At 31.8% G+C, this 17,289-nt stretch carries 26 protein-coding genes; 23 read left to right on the plus strand and 3 right to left on the minus strand.

The window, feature by feature from the left end; translation table 11 throughout:
- Positions 1–245 precede the first annotated feature (245 nt).
- The 7 genes from QW060_RS05265 to QW060_RS05295 all read left to right on the plus strand — a co-directional run bounded on the left by QW060_RS05265 (position 246) and on the right by QW060_RS05295 (position 4,800).
- Positions 246–779: a hypothetical protein gene (locus QW060_RS05265; RefSeq protein ID WP_290362605.1), complete on the plus strand. Its 534-nt coding sequence runs from the start codon at positions 246–248 to the stop codon at positions 777–779.
- On the plus strand, positions 773–1,048 hold the full coding sequence (locus QW060_RS05270) for a CPCC family cysteine-rich protein (RefSeq protein WP_290364696.1): 276 nt from the start codon (positions 773–775) through the stop codon (positions 1,046–1,048). The genes QW060_RS05265 and QW060_RS05270 overlap by 7 nt, the downstream gene beginning before the upstream one ends.
- Positions 1,030–1,239 (plus strand): hypothetical protein, encoded by a 210-nt coding sequence (locus QW060_RS05275; RefSeq protein WP_290362606.1) that lies wholly within the window; start codon positions 1,030–1,032, stop codon positions 1,237–1,239. The genes QW060_RS05270 and QW060_RS05275 overlap by 19 nt, the downstream gene beginning before the upstream one ends.
- Positions 1,240–1,902 carry a DUF4919 domain-containing protein gene (locus QW060_RS05280; protein WP_290362607.1) on the plus strand — a complete coding sequence of 221 codons (663 nt, stop codon included), beginning with the start codon at positions 1,240–1,242 and terminating at the stop codon, positions 1,900–1,902. It abuts the gene before it with no gap.
- Between the two features lie 340 nt (positions 1,903–2,242).
- On the plus strand, positions 2,243–3,115 hold the full coding sequence (locus tag QW060_RS05285; protein ID WP_290362608.1) for an AraC family transcriptional regulator: 873 nt from the start codon (positions 2,243–2,245) through the stop codon (positions 3,113–3,115).
- A 79-nt stretch (positions 3,116–3,194) separates the two neighbouring features.
- Complete coding sequence (locus QW060_RS05290; protein WP_290362609.1) at positions 3,195–3,905, plus strand: FAD-binding oxidoreductase; 711 nt, start codon at positions 3,195–3,197, stop codon at positions 3,903–3,905.
- Between the two features lie 256 nt (positions 3,906–4,161).
- Positions 4,162–4,800, plus strand: a complete 639-nt coding sequence (locus QW060_RS05295) for a hypothetical protein (RefSeq protein ID WP_290362610.1) — start codon at positions 4,162–4,164, stop codon at positions 4,798–4,800.
- 21 nt (positions 4,801–4,821) lie between these two features.
- On the opposite strand, the gene QW060_RS05300 is transcribed toward QW060_RS05295, so the two are convergent.
- Positions 4,822–5,133 carry a hypothetical protein gene (locus QW060_RS05300; protein ID WP_290362611.1) on the minus strand — a complete coding sequence of 104 codons (312 nt, stop codon included), beginning with the start codon at positions 5,131–5,133 and terminating at the stop codon, positions 4,822–4,824.
- A 379-nt stretch (positions 5,134–5,512) separates the two neighbouring features.
- On the opposite strand from QW060_RS05300, the gene QW060_RS05305 reads away from it, so the two are divergent.
- The 7 genes from QW060_RS05305 to QW060_RS05335 all read left to right on the plus strand — a co-directional run bounded on the left by QW060_RS05305 (position 5,513) and on the right by QW060_RS05335 (position 8,858).
- Positions 5,513–6,088, plus strand: a complete 576-nt coding sequence (locus QW060_RS05305) for a hypothetical protein (protein ID WP_290362612.1) — start codon at positions 5,513–5,515, stop codon at positions 6,086–6,088.
- Positions 6,072–6,194: a hypothetical protein gene (locus QW060_RS05310; RefSeq protein WP_290362613.1), complete on the plus strand. Its 123-nt coding sequence runs from the start codon at positions 6,072–6,074 to the stop codon at positions 6,192–6,194. The genes QW060_RS05305 and QW060_RS05310 overlap by 17 nt, the downstream gene beginning before the upstream one ends.
- A 243-nt stretch (positions 6,195–6,437) precedes the next feature.
- Positions 6,438–6,818 (plus strand): nucleotidyl transferase AbiEii/AbiGii toxin family protein, encoded by a 381-nt coding sequence (locus tag QW060_RS05315; RefSeq protein ID WP_290362614.1) that lies wholly within the window; start codon positions 6,438–6,440, stop codon positions 6,816–6,818.
- 219 nt (positions 6,819–7,037) lie between these two features.
- The gene (locus tag QW060_RS05320; protein ID WP_290362615.1) at positions 7,038–7,592 is read left to right on the plus strand and encodes a hypothetical protein; all 555 of its coding nucleotides are present in this window, start codon (positions 7,038–7,040) and stop codon (positions 7,590–7,592) included.
- A 5-nt stretch (positions 7,593–7,597) separates the two neighbouring features.
- Positions 7,598–7,744, plus strand: a complete 147-nt coding sequence (locus QW060_RS05325) for a hypothetical protein (RefSeq protein ID WP_290362616.1) — start codon at positions 7,598–7,600, stop codon at positions 7,742–7,744.
- A 169-nt stretch (positions 7,745–7,913) separates the two neighbouring features.
- On the plus strand, positions 7,914–8,501 hold the full coding sequence (locus QW060_RS05330) for a J domain-containing protein (RefSeq protein WP_290362617.1): 588 nt from the start codon (positions 7,914–7,916) through the stop codon (positions 8,499–8,501).
- Between the two features lie 12 nt (positions 8,502–8,513).
- On the plus strand, positions 8,514–8,858 hold the full coding sequence (locus QW060_RS05335; RefSeq protein ID WP_290362618.1) for a DUF2085 domain-containing protein: 345 nt from the start codon (positions 8,514–8,516) through the stop codon (positions 8,856–8,858).
- Here the strand turns inward: QW060_RS05335 and QW060_RS05340 are convergent.
- Positions 8,844–8,999: a hypothetical protein gene (locus tag QW060_RS05340; RefSeq protein WP_290362619.1), complete on the minus strand. Its 156-nt coding sequence runs from the start codon at positions 8,997–8,999 to the stop codon at positions 8,844–8,846. The genes QW060_RS05335 and QW060_RS05340 overlap by 15 nt on opposite strands.
- Before the next feature lie 434 nt (positions 9,000–9,433).
- Between QW060_RS05340 and QW060_RS05345 the strand changes: the two genes are divergently transcribed.
- The 8 genes from QW060_RS05345 to QW060_RS05380 all read left to right on the plus strand — a co-directional run bounded on the left by QW060_RS05345 (position 9,434) and on the right by QW060_RS05380 (position 16,245).
- Positions 9,434–9,970, plus strand: coding sequence for a hypothetical protein (locus tag QW060_RS05345; RefSeq protein ID WP_290362620.1), 537 nt, complete (start codon positions 9,434–9,436; stop codon positions 9,968–9,970).
- Between the two features lie 45 nt (positions 9,971–10,015).
- Entirely contained in the window at positions 10,016–10,486 is a 471-nt protein-coding gene (locus QW060_RS05350) for a hypothetical protein (protein ID WP_290362621.1), read from the plus strand.
- A 244-nt stretch (positions 10,487–10,730) separates the two neighbouring features.
- Positions 10,731–11,438 carry a PH domain-containing protein gene (locus QW060_RS05355; RefSeq protein WP_290362622.1) on the plus strand — a complete coding sequence of 236 codons (708 nt, stop codon included), beginning with the start codon at positions 10,731–10,733 and terminating at the stop codon, positions 11,436–11,438.
- Between the two features lie 170 nt (positions 11,439–11,608).
- Positions 11,609–13,078: a class A beta-lactamase-related serine hydrolase gene (locus QW060_RS05360; RefSeq protein WP_290362623.1), complete on the plus strand. Its 1,470-nt coding sequence runs from the start codon at positions 11,609–11,611 to the stop codon at positions 13,076–13,078.
- 111 nt (positions 13,079–13,189) lie between these two features.
- The gene (locus QW060_RS05365) at positions 13,190–14,350 is read left to right on the plus strand and encodes a S41 family peptidase (RefSeq protein WP_290362624.1); all 1,161 of its coding nucleotides are present in this window, start codon (positions 13,190–13,192) and stop codon (positions 14,348–14,350) included.
- 175 nt (positions 14,351–14,525) lie between these two features.
- On the plus strand, positions 14,526–15,035 hold the full coding sequence (locus QW060_RS05370) for a GNAT family N-acetyltransferase (RefSeq protein ID WP_290362625.1): 510 nt from the start codon (positions 14,526–14,528) through the stop codon (positions 15,033–15,035).
- A gap of 65 nt (positions 15,036–15,100) precedes the next feature.
- Entirely contained in the window at positions 15,101–15,646 is a 546-nt protein-coding gene (locus QW060_RS05375; protein ID WP_290362626.1) for a hypothetical protein, read from the plus strand.
- Positions 15,647–15,777: 131 nt separating this feature from the next.
- On the plus strand, positions 15,778–16,245 hold the full coding sequence (locus QW060_RS05380; RefSeq protein WP_290362627.1) for a GNAT family N-acetyltransferase: 468 nt from the start codon (positions 15,778–15,780) through the stop codon (positions 16,243–16,245).
- A 7-nt stretch (positions 16,246–16,252) separates the two neighbouring features.
- Here QW060_RS05380 and QW060_RS05385 read toward each other — a convergent pair whose 3' ends face one another.
- A complete protein-coding gene (locus QW060_RS05385; RefSeq protein WP_290362628.1) occupies positions 16,253–16,402 on the minus strand; it encodes a hypothetical protein in 150 nt (49 codons plus the stop codon).
- 18 nt (positions 16,403–16,420) lie between these two features.
- Here QW060_RS05385 and QW060_RS05390 point away from each other — a divergent pair, with 18 nt between their 5' ends.
- Entirely contained in the window at positions 16,421–17,053 is a 633-nt protein-coding gene (locus QW060_RS05390) for a histidine phosphatase family protein (RefSeq protein WP_290362629.1), read from the plus strand.
- Positions 17,054–17,289 lie beyond the last annotated feature (236 nt).

The following is a 17,289-nucleotide window of genomic DNA, read 5'->3' on the forward strand; positions in this document are numbered from 1 at the left end:
AAAATGCGGGGTTTTGTGCTGATAGAAAATAGATGCTTTTTATCCGCCAAATGCTGTCAGCTTTGGCCTTTTTTCTTTAATTTAGCTAACGGCTCACAGCATTGGTTACCGTTCGTGCTAAATTGAACCTTTCGTCCAATTTATCCCGCACTATCGCCAAGCTGCCGAACCGTTATGCACCATTTTAGGACAACCCTACTCAAGACAAAGTGAAGACAGAAAAACGATACGAAATATTAAACGCTTTGCCGACTTATGGACCGATGTATGTTCCTGTAACTGACAATGGAGAACCTTTTTATTCCGAAGGGTTTCCTGTTCGATTTTACAAAAATGACGGAACAGAATGGGTCGCAAACTTTCAACCGGGTTGGACATACTTAAAAGAAATCATAGAATTTGAAAAAACTCAAAACTTGTTGGTTATGGCTTTTGGGACTTGCTACATAATGAACCCAAACGACACAAAACCAATTCGAGTTTTTGGCGTTGGTTATAGTGACATCTTTAGTGTAAGTAACGACAGACTTGTTTTACAAGACCAAACAGACTTGACAATTGTTGAACCAGACGGAAGTCATTGGCACACCGAAAGAATATCGTGGGACGGATTAGCTGAAATTAAAATTGAAAATAATTTGGTGACAGGACTTGCATTTAATCCTATTCACGATGCTGACGAATGGGTTGCGTTTAAGTATGACCTTGACACAAAAGCTTTGACAGGTGGAAGTTATTATTCATTTGAGAACAAAAAACCTTGGTGGAAAGTATGGTAACAGAGAAGTTTGCTTGTCCTTGTTGTGGTTACAAGACATTCAGAGAACAACCTAACGGCTCATATGACATCTGCCAAATTTGCTTTTGGGAAGACGACCCAATTCAACTTGACGACCCGAACTATGAAGGCGGAGCAAACCGAGTTTCACTAAGACAAGGACAAAAGAACTTTATTAAATTTGGTGCTTGTGAAAGAGAGATGATTAAAATCGTAAGACAGCCGACAAAGGACGAACAACGAGACGAAAATTGGAAACCATTAGAATGACAATAAAAACGGTGCATAACATCGTATTGACAATAGGCAGGCTGAACGGCTTCGTATCAACGGAAGTGCAAAATTTAACTTCTGTTCTTCGATTGAAGTTCAGTGCTAAAATCCCGCCCATCGCCAATACGCGGTCCGTTGTAGGCAATATTAAAAAGACACTGCATAAAATAACACTGACTAAAAGATAGATGAAAGCTTTTTTACTTTTAATTTTTGTTTTATTTTTCTCACAAGCCAATGCTCAGAATGAACTAACTATTAATTATTCTGAAATTAAAGAGGAAATTGAAGACCAGAATTCTCCTAATTATTATCCAAAACTTTTAAAGAAGTTTAATGATTTTGACAAAGAGTTAAAATTTGAAGAATATGCATTATTATATTATGGATTTACTTTTCAAGAAAATTACTTAAAAAATCAATCAGAAGAAATTGAACTTTCAAAATTAGAGCAAGATGAAAAATTTGAGGAGTTAATTTCTGCGTGTGAAAAATATCTTTTAAAAAATCCAGTAAGTTTAAAAGCAAATGATTTAATGGCTTACTCTCTTTATAAACTCAACAAACCAGAATCGGAATGGAAAAAATTTCAGGATAGATATAGAGCACTTAGAAAAGTAATTGTTTATAGTGGAAATGGTTTGACTTGCGAAACTGCATTTAAAGTAATTAGCGTTTCAGATGAATATGATATTTTATATAGTTACTTTGATGTAGAAAATATTAAAAAACAAAGTTTAGTTGGTTTATGTGACAAATTTGAAATTTCTCAAACCAAATACTATCAATCAGATATAATATACTTTGACATTTCTCCAAAATTAATAAGAAGTGAAAATCTAAAAAAATAATACTGCCTACAACATCGTATTGGCAAAATGGCGGGTTAAGGGAGAAATTAAAAGTTTCTCCTTTTTTATCGCAACAGCTTTTTATAGGTACTTTTTTTATAATTTAGTTGATAGTAATAAGCTGTTGCTCAATTTAGTGTAAAAATTGAACGTCATCACTTTCTAGCCCGCCACTATGGCCATACGCGGCCCATTGGTAGCAACCTTAAACGACAACCGCTCAGACATTAACCAACAGACAAAAACGGGAAATCAAGCCTACCCACCACCCGGCATAATTTGACACGCTTAAATGTAAATCGGGGACATTTATTTCTAACTTTGGAACAGAATAAAAACAATGCCGACAAAATCTTCCATACCTGTAAATCCTATGACAGCCGAATTAGGCGAAGGTATTTTTGTTGGAAGAATAACAACCGAAGACTTTCATTTGTACAAACAGTTCGAAGGATTTGACAACATTAAACAATCGCACAGGGACGAATATCATTTGTTTTTTTTACAAGAAAAAGGAACCACAAGCATTGAAATCGACTTTCAAAAACACACTATAAAACCGCTTTCGGTTATCTTTATTCATCAAAACCAGGTACACCGAATACTATCATTCAAAAACGCAACAGTGAGCATTTGGGCAATCAGCGACGAAAATCTAAATCCCGAATACTTGAAATTATTGGAAGATATTTCGCCTGCCAAACCTTCGACATTAAAAAAAGAAAAGTTTTCTGTCATTTCCGAAGCCCTGTCACTTTGTACAAAATTATCGGAACGAAAAGATGAAAAGCTGTATCATTCTTTACTCAATGGAAGTTGCAATACTTTAGTGGGTCTTGTAATTTCACAGTATTTAGTCCAATCAAAACCGTTAGACAAACTTTCACGGTTTGAAATCGTAACCAAAGCATTTAAAGAATTGTTGGAACGAAACTTTGTTACTGCCAAAAGCCCGACAGAATACGCACAACAATTAAATATTTCTTCGCCTTACTTGAACGAATGTGTAAAAAAAACAACAGGACATTCAGTTTCGCACCACATACAACAGCGAGTAATTTTAGAAGCAAAACGTTTGCTTTATCATTCTGATAAATCAGTAAAAGAAATTGCAACGGCATTAGGATATGATGACTATCCTTACTTTTCCCGACTGTTTACCAAAGTTGTAGGAATGTCTGCTTTGGTGTTCAGAAACAAAAACCGCGATTAGTCCAATACTTACCCTTTTCTTGCATTGTTTGACATTGCAATTCATTGTTCCTTTGCATTAAATTTTAATGGAGTAAACAATGATTTCAAGCATACCAAAATGGATGATAACCTTATTTGGAAACAAATTAAGCCCAAATGTAACAGTTATAGAAATAACTTTTTTAAGCCTACAGATAAAGAAAATTCGTTTTCAAGGCGATATATCAGAATGGGATTTCTCAATCGGCTATGCTTCTGTAATTCGTGTGAGTGAAACAGAATTTAGAAATTATACAGTTGCCTACCACAATAAAGAAAACGGAGTTTTTGATATTATTTTTCACATTCACGGCAACGGAGTTGGAAGCAAATTTATAGAAAGCCTAAAAGTAAGCGATAAATTGTTTATCAGTCCGCCAAGAGGAAAAAAACTGTATGAACAGAATGAACAACAACAATTCTTTTTTGGCGATGAAACCTCATTAGGCGTCGCCTTTGCAATATTGCCGTTATTGAAAAAAAATAATCATCAATTTCAATTCTATTTTGAGTTAGACGAAGAAAACAAAAGTGTTCCCGAACTTTTAGAATTAGAAAATTACACTGTTTTCACAAAAAACAATTCGTTTAGAAATGAAAAATGGTTAAACACTTTACCTTTATTTCAAACACAGGAATGGAACATCGCCAATTTCGCATTAGTCGGGAATGCCAAATCGGTTCAGACATTCAGAAAAGTTTTAAAAGACAAAAAGCAAGGAAACATTTACTCACAAGGTTATTGGCTTGAAGGCAAAAAAGGATTGTAAAACTCAAATCAGAAAACAATGACACATACACATCAGCACTCTCATAAAAGCGGAATTATATTAGCTTTTTGGCTTAATCTTTTATTCCAAAAAAAGCCAATTTTATTGACTTTTTTTATATATTAGTAAATAGAAATGGCTTTTCCTTACCGTGTCAATAAATTGGAATTTTCCGCTTCGATATTCTTACCTTTGGCAATACCCAAAAAGGTACTTGTAATTTTAGAAAAAAGAATACCCAATATAAATTAAAGAAATGATAAAACAACAGTATTTGATTGCAGGAATTATAATAATCGCAATTATTACATTTTTTGCATGTACTAAACTAAAAAATCAAACATCAAAACCTGACACTGATACAAGAAGACCTTCTGAAAAATATTTTCCAAAAAAGAAAATCATGAACGACAAAATTGTAATCATTGAAGATATTGATGAAAGTGATGCAAAGAAAATTATTCAGGAATTTTGTAATTCCTACAATAAAGAAACTTTTCAGGTAATTCCTGTTTTATCAAAACTTTCGGATAAAAAATTTGCTGTAACATTTCCATATGACATACAGTTTGAATTCTTTTGCTATTTTATCAACTATGTAAATTATCCAATGGGATTTGACAGGCATTTTAAAACAGTAGGCTGGACAACTACAAAACCAAATGACACTTGGATAACGGACAAAAGTGTAAATAAAAAGGTTATGCTTTTTGTAAGTGATTTTGACACGGAATACGATAATGTTTTTATGACAACAAATGATAATATTGGATATAAACTTGGTTTTGCAATGGGAGAAGAAAAGCAACTTTTAAATAACCCTGAAAAAAGGTACAACAAACAACCCATGACAATCGATGAGTTAACAAACAAGAAACAAACAGAATTTAAATAAAAAACCTCTGATAAAATTGCTTTAGCGATATTTCAGGAACTGAGAAATTGAAGTTGAAATTAAATAATTATAAAGATTCGCTTTAATGAATATTATACTAAAAAGCATTATTTCTTTTGTTTTAATAGGCTTATTAAGTACTATTATTTTTATTTGGTATTTAATATATAAGAAATATCCTGGAGGGAATGTTGGGATGGCTCCATTACTAATAATATTAAATTCTCTGTTATCATTAGTCACTTCACTTATTACACTTCTTATAATAAAAATTTTAGCTAAAAAAGAATTGTCAATTATTAAAAGTAACTTCTTATTTTCAATAGTTAACATTTTTATTCTATTTTTTTATTTCGGTTCTAATCCATTTATTTATTACGAAAATGAAATTTATAGAAATGTAAACTTATGGAGTTACTAAGTGTATTTATTTCTTTACTAATTGTGAATGGTATTTTACTAATTAAAAAAAACATCGCATGAAAACAGTTTGACGAAATGGAAGTTTAAAACAGAAATTAAAAGTTTACACTTTTAATTGCAACAGCCTTTATATTTATGAACGAGTTTTTTATTTTTTTTAGGTGTTCATGATTATTTAATTCCTTTTTTCATAAATTTAGAAAATAATAAAAAGCAGTTGCTTAGGTCAGTGCAAAATTGAAAAGTTTAGGCTTTCTAATCCTCCACTATCACCAATACGCGGCCCGTTGTGCGTCACCTTACAGAAACTATGAGAACAGAAGAACAATGTAAACCAAATCAACGATTTCTCTTTGCTGATGAATATTTGTCGGATAAAGCAGTTGTTATGTGGCAAACTGAATGTGTAAAACGCTGTAAAGACAAACCTAAGGGACAAGCTTATGAAAAGTACATTAATTGGACACGAAAAGAGAACGAAATAGCTGTATTTACACTATATGCTTATGCCGACTTTGAAATACCTAAAAAATTTGACATTATATTTCATTTAGACAACCCAAATGATTTTATAAAAATTGACTATAAACTAACTCAAAGTATTCACGAAGCTTGGTTTCCATTAGACACAGTTGACGATGGACATAAACATCTTTGTGTATTTTCTTTTGACAAAGCCATACCTGAAATACTTAATACTTTGCATAAAGGGGACGACAAATTTTCAACTTCACCCAAGGGACAAAGGAAATTAGGGTTTTGTAATTCTAAAGACTTTGATGAAATAAAGACACGAATTGAAAAAACATTTGAATTGAAAAAATTATACGGTGAAAAATGGTGGGAATATGACAATGATGAATAAAAAGGCTAACGCACAACATCGGTTTGGCAATATGGCGGCTGACGGAATTCTAATGAACATTTGTGCAGAAACTAACATTTGGAACTTTTATGAACTTCAGTGCTAAAAATCAGCCACATCGCTAAGCCGAAAACCGTTAGGCACAATAGTAAGACGATACAATGCAAATAGAAAAACTCTCGGACAATTGGATATTCGAACGACACTCTTAACATACAATTAGAGAATGGTTAAGACAATTGCGTTATTTCTATTTTAAAAGGGCTTGGGGTGGACACGCTAACGACGGAGACGAATTTCAAATCGCATTTTCATTTACAGACCGACAAGGCCTAATAAATAAAATTGTGTGGGTACAGATAAGGACAATGTGGTAAAATTAGATGTGTTTTATACGGATACTTTTATACAATCTTCTTTGATTGCGGATGCAATCAGAATGGCTACTACCGAAGAAATCATTGCTATGAAAATAGATGTTGTACAACGTATAGGTCGCAAGAAAGATTTCTGGGATTTGCATGAACTGCTGACCCACTACAATATTTCTACTATGCTTTCTTTGCATCTAGAACGTTATCCTTATACACACGATGAAGAACTCATATTGAACAACCTCATTAATTTTGAGTTTGCTGATGATGATTTTGATCCAATCTGTTTAAGGGGTAAATATTGGGAGTTTATAAAGGAGAATATTGTTGATGCAGTAAATGCATATAAACCCTAATCCAAATATTCTGAAAAGCATTAGCTCAGCAATCTTCTTGATTGACATTTATTCCTACTTCTTTTAGCATTTCCATTGCTTCCTCAATAGGGATTTTTTCTATTTCCTTTTCTATAATAATTTGATTTTGAATTTGCATCAAATTATGGTTTTCCGTAAGTAAGCTTAAAAATTCTATTTTACATTAGCAAAAATAATTTAAGAACTAATTTAAAAAAAATGTTAAAAAAGATTCTCTTTGTTTCTGCTATGACCATCATGTCAATTACAATTTATGGACAAGAAATAAAAAAAGATGCTGAAACTATTATAACAAAAATGGATATTTTCACATCCAAAACAGGCGGTATAACAAAATTTGTCGACACTAAATTACCAAATCTTAAGACAACTTTTGGTTCGACTGAAACTAAAGTTAGAAAAATTGTAAACGGTAACTCATCCGTATCTTTTTATCAAATAGTAAAAGAAAGTAAATATAGTAATACTACAGCATCAATTGAATACAGTGATTTAATAGAAGTACTAAAAGCATTAAAGGCTTTGAAAACAGAAGTAGATAACGATATCGCCACAAATCCAGATTATCTTGAAAATAAATTTGTTACTGTTGATGGATTTCAAGTAGGCTACTATGTAAGCAAAGGAAAGGCTAGCTGGTATATAAAGTTGGAAAAATATGGTTCAGACAATACATTATTTATTGATAATGCAGACATCATTGAAATCGCATTTACTGAAGCTAAAAATAAAATAGAAGAACTTAAAAAATAAAAGATATGAAACCAATTGAATTTATTAAGCCTGGCCCAAAACCTAAAAAACAAGATGGAACTCCTGACAAAAGAAGAAGAGTAACTCCTGAAACTAAACCAAAACATCCTGGTCTAAGACCTCATGAACATAAGCCCGGTGATCAAAAATAAAACTGTAGTTAACCAGGTTTTGCTAAAGTGTGGCTGAGTTGTTTCGATTGAGCATTTGTACAAGATTCCAATATTAGTAATTCTACTTATTTTTTTTACTAAATACGCTCCCTCACCAAGACTTCGACACGTTAGCAGTCATTGTAAAAAGACAGAAATGGAATAAAGAATGAAAAACCATTATCAGACATTGGGAATAAAGCGTGATGCTTCAAATGACGATATAAAAAAGGCGTATAGAAAACTTGCACAAAAGTTTCACCCGGACAAAAATGACGGAGATAAATTTTTTGAAGAAAGATTTAAAGAAATACAAGAAGCATACGAAATACTGTCTGACCTTTATGAAAAAGGAAAGTATGATAGTAACTATGATTATTTTTTCAATGGGCAACGAAAATCAAGTCAAACCTACACACACAAAGAAGAAACAAAGTACGAAACTACTAAATCCGATTCAGAAAAAGTAAAACAAGAAAAAGAAGCCCGAGAAAAAAGAGAAAAGGAAAGAGTGGAGAAAGAACGAGTCGCCAATATAAAGAAGAATGCTGAATTACAATTTGAAGATAAGGCTTGGATTTTCTTAGGCAATTGGTTTATAATTCCTGGTGCGATAGGACTTTGTATGTTTTTTAAATACAGAAGAGAAGGATATACAAAAAAATCTAACGCTGTTTGTAGTTTGACAATTGTTAGTTTTGTTGTGCTTTTTATTTTAACAATTATATCGTTCATTGCCAAAGAGGCAGGTCGTTAAAAATATTTACGTATGGACAAAAGAAGACTTCATATTACATTTTGTCACAGAAAACCAGAACGGTCTTTATTTTGGAGAGGAAAACAGTTTCCGGTTTGTGCAAGATGCACAGGAATACACATAGGTTATATTACTTTTCCTCTATTTATGTTCAACTTTTTTACACTTAATGTTTGGTGGACACTTGCTTTAATACTACCTACTTATATTGACGGAATAACACAAGTATTTTTCAAACGAGAAAGTAATAATTTTTTAAGAGTAACGACAGGGCTAATGGCGGGCATTGGCGGAATGTCATTAGTAGCTATAATTGGGAAATATATTGGAAACCAAATTTTACTAATCTTTAAATAAATTAAACAATGACAGGAGAAAATCAACTTCCACCGCAAGAAAATCCTGATGACAAATTAAGCACAGGTCTTGCAATTCTTTCATTTTGCATACCAATAGCAGGTGCAATAATTTACTTTTCCAATAAGGACAAAATGCCAAACAAGGCAAAATCAGCTTGTCATGCAGCATTATGGGGTTTTGGAATTGGAATTGTTTTAAACATTCTTGGAAGACTTTCAGGAGCGAGTTAGAAGATCTAAGAACCATTAACATGGATTTTGTGTCAGTGGTTGTGACGTGAAAACTTGAAGTTTTGTGCTTCTAATCATGTTTACAAATAAATTAAAATGTTGTGCTCCGTAACCCATACGAATGCAAAGTCCCTAAACTTTATATGCAAATGGATTAAATCACTCATTAAAAATTTAAGAGAAACTGATAAAAATGTCTAACCATAAAGGTCAAGTTTAGAAACAATTAAAAGTCTTATCAAGAATATATATATTTAGTCAAATCATAAATCTTAGAAGGTCTGATGAAACTGTATTTTCGATAAAGGAACTTAATGGAATTAATGAAAATAAAGTAAACTTATGAAATCTATACATGAGGTTGAAATAACAAATGAACATTTGAGAAATGAAAAATATAATTTTCAACCGAAACTTACCCAAGAACTTGATACAATATCTACAGATTTTGATCAAGAAATAATTAACCAAATTGTTTTATGGAAAATAAACCGATATGCTGAAATAGACAACTATACATTTTCGTTATTAAACAGCATAAATAAAGAAGTTACATTTTTAAATGAAGCTTTGACAAAGCAAATTTTAGGAAATCTACTTTCAACAAAAGGTATACGACTTGCTATGGCTTCGACAATTTTACGATTTAAAAATCCTAAAATTTATCAAATTATTGACCAAAGAGTTTATCGGTTTATTTATGGAGAGAATATGCCAAAATATTTCAGTTCAATAGAAACCCAAGTAGAACTTTATCTTGCATATTTGCAAAAGCTAAAAAATGTTTGTCAAGAGAAACTAATTAACTTTGAATTTTCGGACAGAATTATATACGAACTAGACAAAGAATTTAACAAACACGAAAAAATCAACTACTAAATCACCAAGCCGTGGCTCGTTAGCCGATATTAAAAAGCAAACTTTATGACGAAAATTTCAAAACAATTAAGTGGTATAGCAGGTGAATATTTTGTGGCAGCGGAAATTTCAAGACGGGGCTATTTAGCAGCTATAACATTAAGGAATTCTGATGGAATAGATATTTTAGTAAGTAATCCTAATGGTGATAAATCAATATCAATTCAAGTTAAAACAACACAAAATAAGAGAAAATGGGTTTTGACACAAAAAGTTGAAAATGAAACATCAGATAAGAAATTTTTTATTTTTGTAAATATCCCTCTTGATAAAAATTTAGCTCCTGAATATTTAATAATTAAATCTACAGATTTAGCTTCTAAAATCTATTCTGGACATAGAAGTTGGTTAAATTCTCCTGGAAAAAAAGGACAAAAAAGAAACAACACAAATATTAGACAATTTGATCCCCAATATTTTAATAAAGATGAACTTCTAGATTGGACTCAGTTAATTGATATTATTGAAAAATTATAACATCAGCTTACACATGTTTTTTAAAATGGCTGGTGTGATTAAATAATGTTTTTTCTTGAATTTAATAAATGAATTGACTTTTGCTTACTGTTTCACTAAATCGAAATTTTTCCTTTAAAATTTATACCCCAGTGTAAGTATGAAACCGTTAGAAGTAAGTTGTGAAAACATACTCACAAACTAAAATGATATATATAATTAAAATATGGCAAATTGTATTCTCTGTTCAACAGAACTAAAATTTATGAATACGCCGACATTTAGCTCTGGAAAACTAAGTGATGGTGGAACTGTTTGTTCATCTTGCTTTAAGAAGATAAACAACATAAATCCGAGAGTAGCTTTTAAGTTAAAAAATCAATCTATAGCTGACATAAAAAATCTGCTTGAAGAGAAATTGACTTCAGACCAGCAAAAAAAATCTCGCCTTGACGAAATCAAAAAGCAAATTCAAGAACTCAAACTTAGCAGTGTTTCAAACTTTTTGGGAAGACGTGAAATTAATGAATTAACAAGTATTTTGGCTCCGACAGAGATTATTGACAATTTAGTACAAGGGACATATAATAATGGACAAGGAATTTTAGTATCAACAAATAGACGAATTTTATTTGTTGACAAAGGAATGCTGTATGGATTAAAAGTTGAGGATTTCCCTTTAGACAAAATCACATCTATTCAGTATCAAACGGGTTTGCTTTTAGGATGTATAAAAATTCATACATCTGGAAACATTGCAAAAATTGAAAACGTAGAGAAGGCATGTGCAAGAGGTTTTGCAGAATTTGTTCGTGACAAACTTTCTCAACCTAGTGAAACTCATAATTTCATAACCGTTTCACAACCAAATGTTTTAGAACAACTCGAAAAGTTAGGTAAACTAAAAGAAAATGGAATTTTATCTGAAGAAGAGTTTAACGAACAGAAAAAGAAACTACTACAAAAACTTTGAAAGTTTCAGTTAACATCGCTTTAGCGAAATGAAAGGTTAAAGGAGAAATTAAAAGTTTCTCCTTTTTTGTTGCAATAGCCTTTTATGTCTACTTTTTTAATAAATTTAGAAAATACTAAAAGGCTGTTCTTTTGCCTAAACGACCGCGAAAAATTAAACGACAATAATAAATGAACAAACTTTTAACAACTCTTTTTGCACTATTGATATTTTTTCCTGCCTGTGCACAGCTGGACAAAAATTCAGATTTATATAAAACCATACTGACCAAAGACAGTTTGCTTTTTGACGTTGGTTTTAACCATTGCGACATCAAGCAGTTTGAAAATTTGTTAAGCGAGAATCTTAAATTTTATCACGATAAAGATGGAATTTCTGACAAAACAAAATTTCTGACCGACTTAAAAAATGGAATTTGCAACGAGGAGACCCATCGCAAGGTTCAGCGATTTTTAGTAAAAGAAAGCACAGAGATATTCCCTCTTTATAAAAATGGTGTTCTCTATGGTGCAGTTCAGAATGGCGAACATAGATTTTCGGAAAAAAGAGAAAGTCAAGCAGGAATAGCAAAGTTTACCAATGTTTGGCAATTAGAAAATGGCGAATGGAAACTAACAACTTCTTTTAGTTTTGACCATCAAGCCTATGAAAATAATACAGGAAAATCAATATTTGACAATGAAACTGAAATTGAAAAGTGGCTCAAAGAAAATAAAGTTCTGACTTTGGGAATTGGAATTATTGAAAATGGTAAACTGCAACAAGTAAAAGTATTTGGCGAAATTTCAAAAGGGATTTCAGCACCTTATAACACTATTTTCAATGTAGCTTCTTTGACGAAACCTGTAACTGCAATAGTTGTATTACAATTAGTGAGTTTAGGAAAATGGGAATTAGACGAACCGCTTTACAAATATTGGATAGACCCGGATATTGCCAACGATCCGAGAACTAAGAAGCTCACAACAAGAATTATTTTGAGTCACCAAACAGGTTTTCCAAATTGGCGTTGGATGAATGAAACCAAGAAACTCAACTTTCAATTTGATCCGGGAACGAACTATCAATATTCGGGAGAAGGAATGGAATATTTACGAAAAGCATTAGAAAAGAAGTTTAATAAATCCTTGCAGCAATTAGCGAATGAACTTATTTTTCAACCTTTGAAAATGAACGATACAAAGTATGTCTGGGACAAAAATGTAGATACCACAAGATTGGCAACAGGTTATGATAAAGATGGAACAGCGTACGAAACTGTAAAGAACGAAACACCCAATGCCGCAGATGATTTGTTGACAACTGTTGAAGATTATGGCAAATTTTTGGTAAGTGTTATCAATGGTGATGGTTTATCAAAAAAGGTGTTTGAAGAAATGACAATTAAACAAGTAGCAAGTACAAAAGGAAAACATTTTGGTTTAGGATTTGAAATCTATGATTTAGATAATGAAGAAACGGCTTTGTCTCACGGCGGTGCTGATAATGGTGTTCAAACGCTATTTGTTATCCTTCCCAAAACAAAGAATGGTCTTTTGATTTTTACAAACTCAGACACAGGTGTAAGTGTTTATGAAACGTTACTAAAACATTATTTAGGAGACAACGGACAAAAAATAGTTGACATTGAGACGAAATAAAGTTCTTTTTATACAACGCCTTCAAGTCCGATAAAGCCATACAAAATGGTAGCGGTAATTTAAGAACAGAACTTGCTTATGAACCTAAAACTTTTGACAAAATCAATTTTCTTGATTTTAATTTTTGCTGGAAATTCTATTTTTGCTCAAACCAAATACCAAAAAGATTTTATTGAATTTTGGACAGACATCCATAATCATTATGCGTATTTCGAAGAACAAAAAATAGATTGGGACAAAGTCAGAGAAATATATGAACCCCGAGTTGAAAAAATTTCAAACGATTATGAATTTATCGAATTTTTAGAAACCGTTTTAAACGAACTCTATAACGGACATTCGTCTTTAAACACCAATCTGAATACTTCAAACAGACTAATTCCTTCAGGTTCCGACTTGTATGTTGAAAAATTAGGCAATAAATTTTATATCAAAGATTTACGGAAAGGTTTTGGAGCGGATTTATCAGGATTGAAAATCGGAATGGAAGTAAAACGTTTTAACGGTAAATCGATTGAAGAACAATTGAGAAAATTTCTTCCAAAATTTACTGACAATATCAATCAGAAAATGTATCAATATGCTCTTGATATGCTTTTTGCAGGAACACACAACACTAAAAGAGAAATTTCAGTAATAGAAAATGGAAAAGAAAAAATCTATGTTCCTGTTACGTATGCCAATAGTGAAGAATTGCTCTATAGCAAGGCATTGAATGCGAATACAGCTTACATCAAAATCAATAATTCTTTAGGAAATAATAATCTGATTGCAGAATTTGACAGAACATTGGACAGCTTGTTTGAGTTCAAGAACTTAATCATTGATTTAACGGAAACTCCCGGAGGAGGAAATACAACGGTTGCCAGAGCGATAATGGGAAGATTCGTAAATCAACTTTTGCCCTATCAAATTCACGAATTTGACGAAAAACAATATACAACCAAAAGACACTGGCATGAATATGTAACGCCAAGAAATGAATTTTATAAAGGCAACCTTTATATATTGGTCGGACGTTGGACTGGGAGTATGGGAGAAGGTATAGCCATTGGTTTTGATGGAATGAAACGAGCTAAAATTATTGGAACTGAAATGGCAGGACTGATTGGTGCTATTTCTAATTTTCAACTTACCGAAACCAAAATTGGATTTCAATTTCCGACAGAAAGATTGTATCATATTAACGGAATACCGAGAGAAAATTTTTTACCTGAAATCTTAACTCAAAACAGTGAACAAACTATACAGAAGGCTAAAGAAATCAAATAAAAATAACGGCTCCATACCAACATTTAAATAAATAGGAGATTTATCTCTCTTTTTTATTATTTCTTTTTTCTATATTTTAGTAAATAGTAAAGACTGTTTTTTTTAAAAGATTGAGCTTAGACATTCTCATTGGTCAAATACAGTAGGTTAATAAAATCCACCTAAACAGGTATATATGAACGTTGTTTTAGAAACGAATCGACTTTTAGTAAGAGAACTGCATCCTGATGATGCAGAAAACTTTTATCTTTTAAATCTAAATCCCAACGTCATAAAATATACGGGTAATACTGCCTTTAAAAACATTGAAGAAGCACGAATATTTTTAGAAAATTACCAGGATTATAAACGGAATGGTTATGGAAGATGGGCCGTAATAAAAAAAGAAACAAACAAATTTATTGGTTGGTGCGGATTGAAATTTGATGAAATAAAAAAGGAAACGGATATTGGATTTCGCTTTTTTGAAGAAGAGTGGCATAAAGGTTATGCAACAGAAAGTGCAATGGCTTGTGTAGAACACGGGTTTGAAAAACTTCATCTGAAACGTATAATAGGCAGGGCTATGAAAGAAAACATGGCTTCCATAAAAGTTCTCGAAAAAATTGGACTTGAATATATAGAAGATACTGATTTTGATGGAAAAGAAGCTGTACTTTATAAAATAGAACATAATAAATTTTAATGCATAACCACATAGAATAAATTCGCATGAACAAAATCATACTATTCCTATTTTTAGCTTCAACATTGCTGTTACAAAGCTGTGCATCATTTGATAAGAACGTAATGAATCCCTATAAATTGGATAAAAGTAATGTAGAGGAACTAAACGGCCTATTCGAAATAATTCAGATAGATTATGATTCGGTTTATAAAAAGTACAATAAAAATTTGTGGGTTAGGAATAACTTTTATAAACAAATTGATCGAAAACTTCTTAAAGATACTTTACATCTTGACAGTTTAAAAAGTTATAAATTTGGATTAGAGATCATAAAAGAAAATAAAATTAAAGTAAGTTATATTGAGAATGATACTGTTTTTAGAGAAAGAATCCTGAAAACGAAATTAAAAAAAGATGGTTATTTATATCTGAAAAACAAGAATACAAAATGTATACTTGTGCCTTTTATCGCGGGAGCTCTTGATGTTAATAGAATAAGATTAGGCAAAAACATAAATGGAAATCTTATTTTTGATTATTCCAATAACAGGTCAGGTGCCTTTTTGTTAATTATCTTTTTAGATAGCCGAACAAGAAAAAATAGGCTTGAATATAAAAAAATCCAGTAAAACAGAGTAGAACAGCAGTTGGTTTGGATGACGGATTCACCCTAACTTTAAGATTTTTACCATGCATCAAGCAAAAAAGCCATTCTATGATTTTTTATTAAACCTGATTTAAATTTCTATATACAATAATTATGATGCAGATAATAAAGCTAACGCAACTGAACGAGACGCAAAAAGAGCAGATTTTCGATTTGTGGAATACCGAATATCCCGAAAAGCTGGTTTACCATTCAATGGCTGATTTTGAAAGTTATCTGAGCAGGCTAACCGAACAGAATCATTATGTATTATCAGACACCAATGATAAAATCAAAGGTTGGGCTATTACGTTTATCAGAGAAAATGAAAAATGGTTTGCAATTATTATTTCCGGAAAGCTGCACGGAAAAGGTATCGGAACAGAAATGTTGAACGAACTGAAAAAAAACGAAAGCATTTTAAATGGATGGGTTATCGATCATAATTCAGACAAAAAGCATAATGGAGATAGGTACAGATCACCATTAGAATTTTATATAAAAAACGGTTTTAAAGTGATACGTGAAACAAGACTGGAATTGGAAGTGATGTCTGCTGTAAAAATAAAATGGATAAAATAGAAGATATCTAACCCAAAGAAATTATACTTTGTAGACTCCAAACCGGCTCAAAATGGTAAGATAGAGGTAACATCTTACTGTAAATGCTTTCAAATGAAACATGCCATTCAGCAGTTGAAATGAAGTTCAGTATACAGACTTCACCATCATCAGCCATAAATAGTATATGACTAAAATGAAAAATTCTATTAAAAATATCATCACAATACAGCATCCTGAATCGGTACATCATACAAACGGTATGATCGGATCCTGGACAGATTGGGAACTGACTCCGAATGGAAAGGAACAGGCAGAATTAATTGGCAGCAAATTAGCAATAGAATGCGATGGAAAGACTTTTGAGCTTTATGCATCTCCGCTAATGAGAGCAAAGCAAACTGCCGAAATTATAGGCAACTGTTTAAAAATTAAACCCAACATCACCGAAACATTGAAAGAGCGAAATTTAGGTTCAGCTGTAGGCAAGTCAGTTCAATGGTTACGGGAGAATATTGAAAAAGAAGAGTACACAATTGATGATAAATGCTTTTCTGATGCAGAGTCACGCAGAGAGGTCTGGCATAGGCTGACTCCTTTTTATGAAGAAATAATGAATAGTAAAATTGAAAATATCATCATTGTTTCACATGGAGATACCTTGAGCATTTTCAATGCCATGTGGTTGGGATTAACAGTTGAATTTTTAAATTATGGTGATTTATACGGGAAATCAGGTGGAGTTTCCTTTCTGACCAAAAATGCTAAAGGAAAGCATATCATCAGCAGGTTAAGTGATATGTCATATAGTAGTAATGAATGTAAATAAGTTTGTTTCAAAAGATTTTTATCTGGTTTAGTGATTTAAGAGAAGAAATTTATTAACAGTCAAAAGGATAAAAATAGTGTAATATAACGCCACAAATATCATCGCTTTACTTTCTGTTTCTGCGAATTTTTGTAAGTTAGCGGTATTGAAAAAAGATTCGCTTTGAACAGTTTTTCCACGACTTTACGTTTTTACGAACCTGTTTTGCCAATGCTTTTCGCAGTACAAAATCCATT

This window comes from Paenimyroides ceti (assembly GCF_030409925.1).